At 62.1% G+C, this 2,576-nt stretch carries 2 protein-coding genes and 2 pseudogenes; all 4 read right to left on the bottom strand.

The window, feature by feature from the left end:
• Positions 1-207, bottom strand: a pseudogene (locus EN932_RS33695) (D-glycerate dehydrogenase); the annotation flags it as partial.
• A 13-nt stretch (positions 208-220) separates the two neighbouring features.
• Complete coding sequence (locus EN932_RS33700; protein ID WP_024505109.1) at positions 221-1,426, bottom strand: aminotransferase class V-fold PLP-dependent enzyme; 1,206 nt, start codon at positions 1,424-1,426, stop codon at positions 221-223.
• Between the two features lie 55 nt (positions 1,427-1,481).
• Complete coding sequence (gene purU / locus EN932_RS33705) at positions 1,482-2,348, bottom strand: formyltetrahydrofolate deformylase (RefSeq protein ID WP_027163729.1); 867 nt, start codon at positions 2,346-2,348, stop codon at positions 1,482-1,484.
• Positions 2,345-2,576 (bottom strand): annotated as a pseudogene (locus EN932_RS33710) (methylenetetrahydrofolate reductase); the annotation flags it as partial. The pseudogene EN932_RS33710 and the gene purU, both read right to left, overlap by 4 nt.

Raw genomic sequence — 2,576 nt, forward strand, 5'->3', positions numbered from 1 at the left:
TGCCCTGCCCCCGCCTGCAAAGAGATCCGCGCCAAGCCGGTCGGTTACGGTCGGCAGCACGGCATCGGCAAGCAGCAGGGCCTGGCGAAGCTCTTGTTGCTCATAGGGCCGATCGGCTTCATTCAGCGTGACATCGAAATGGTCGCCAAGGCGCTGTTCGACCTCATGCGGCCAGCGCCGGGTAACGATTACCTTCGGTTTGCTCATGGCTACGATCCTCTCAAGCCGCGCGTTCGTGCCGCGGCTGCAAGGTCCGGCCGATCTCGGCGCGGTACCATTCCTGCGCAGCGGCAACACCGGAGCCGGCCTCGATTCGGGCTCCGGCGTCGCGTAACGACATTTCCGCCGAGGCCAGGGCGGCGAGGCACATGACCTCGTTGAGGTCGCCGAGATGGCCGATGCGGAACACGCGGCCAGCCACCTTGCTGAGGCCCGCGCCGAAGGATGTGCGATATCTGGAATATCCGTTGGCGATGACCTGTCTGGCATCGACGTCCTCGGAGACGACGATCGCCGAAACCGTATCCGACCACCATTTTTCCTCGTTGGCGCAGAGCTTTAGTCCCCACGCATGCACGCCGCGGCGCACACCTTCGGCGAGCCGGTGGTGCCGGGCAAAAATCTGCTCCAGTCCCTCGGCAAAGATAAGGTCGAGGCTGGCTCTCAGGCCAAGCAGCAACTGCGTTGGCGGCGTATAGGGGAAGAAGCCGGTCTTGGACGAAGCCTGCATATCCTCGAAGCTGAAATAGCAACGCTCCATGCGCGACTGCTTGTGCGCTTCCAGACCCTTGGCGCTCACCGCCAGGATGCCGAGACCGGCAGGCAGCATCAGCCCTTTCTGCGAACCGGTGATGGCGAGGTCGACGCCCCATTCGTCCATCCGGAAATCGATCGAGCCGATCGAGCTGACGCCGTCGACGAACAGCAGCGCATCGTGAGCCGTTTCGTCGAGCGCGGCACGCACGCCGGCGACGTCGGACGTCACGCCGGTCGCGGTCTCGTTGTGGGTGGCGAATACCGCCTTGATCTTGCTGCCCTTGTCGTCGCCCAGCCGTTGCCGATAGGCGTCGAGCGGAACCCCCTCACCCCATTCGACATCGATGCAATCGACCTCAAGTCCAAGGCGCTCGGCCATATCGACCCACAGGTGCGAGAACTGGCCGAAACGCGACATCAGCACCCGGTCGCCACGATTGAGCGTGTTGGAGATCGCCGCTTCCCAGGCACCGGTGCCTGAGCCCGGAAAGATGAAGACGCTGCCGGTCTCGGTCTTGAATATCCGCTTCAGGTCGCGAAACAAGGGCAGCACCAGTTCCGGAAAATCCGGTGCGCGCATATCCTGCATCGGCACGTTCATGGCCCGCCGCACAGCGTCGGGAATGTTGGTCGGACCCGGGATAAAGAGATGCGCCGTTCCATTTTTCATGATCTGGTTCTCCTGTTGATATGAGCATCGCCACACACGGGTCGGTGTTGCCGCCTTACGCGAACACAACCGTTTTTCGTCCGTTGATCATCACGCGGGCTTCGAGGTGCCGTTTGATGGCACGCGCCAGAACGCGGCTTTCGATGTCACGGCCGGCCGCGATAAAATCCTCGACGCTCATGGAATGCGTTACCCGCTCGGTTTCCTGCTCGATGATCGGCCCCTCGTCGAGTTGGGCGGTCACATAGTGAGCCGTGGCGCCGATCAGCTTCACTCCGTGCTCGAAAGCCTGGTGATACGGCCGCGCGCCCTTGAAGCTTGGCAGGAACGAATGGTGGATGTTGATGACCTTGCCGAACAGGCGCCCCGCGAGGTCGTCGGAATACACTTGCATGTAGCGAGCCAGGACGACGAGGTCGGCGCCGACGTCCTCGATCACCGCCAGCATCCGGCCTTCCTGTTCCTGCTTGTTCTCCTTCGAGATGGGCAAGACGTGGTAGGGAATGCCAGCCCATGCCGCAGTTTCGCGGCTGTCTTCGTGGTTGGAGATGATCGCTGCGACCTCGGCTTCGAGCCAGCCAACACGGATCTGGTAGATGAGGTGAAGCAATGCATGGTCAAACTTCGAGACCATGATGACGATTTTCGGCCGACGGCTCCGCTCAAGCAGGCGGCTGCTCAGGCCGAAGCGATCCACCACAGGCGCAAGTCCCTTGGTGATGGCATCGGCAGACACCCAGGCGGGCGCCGAAAAGGCAATGCGCATGAAGAAACGGTTCGAGGCCCTGTCCCAATGCTGGCTGCTTTCAGCAATGTTCGTGCCAAGGTTGGCGAGTTCGGTCGTCACTGCCGCTACGATCCCGGCCTGGTCTTCGCAGGACAGCGTCAGAATGAACGACAGTCGAAGCGCTGCACAATTCATCGTTCGTTGACCCGCGGCCAGCACGCCTCGCGATAATCGGCGAACCAGGCAAGCGTCTTTTCCCATCCGCCGAATGGGAAGAAATGGAGGTGTAGTGGCGCGGTCGGCGCCGGGTAGCTTGCCGCCATGGTTTGTAAGATCTCGGCTGGGTTCCGGTCGGCCACGATGTTGAAGAGGCCGCTGGCGGAACGCCGCAGCGCCGCGATCGAAGGGCCGACACCGCACATC

The organism is Mesorhizobium sp. M7A.F.Ca.US.002.01.1.1 (assembly GCF_004022955.1).
In the GTDB taxonomy this organism is placed as follows: Bacteria; Pseudomonadota; Alphaproteobacteria; order Rhizobiales; family Rhizobiaceae; genus Mesorhizobium; species Mesorhizobium ciceri.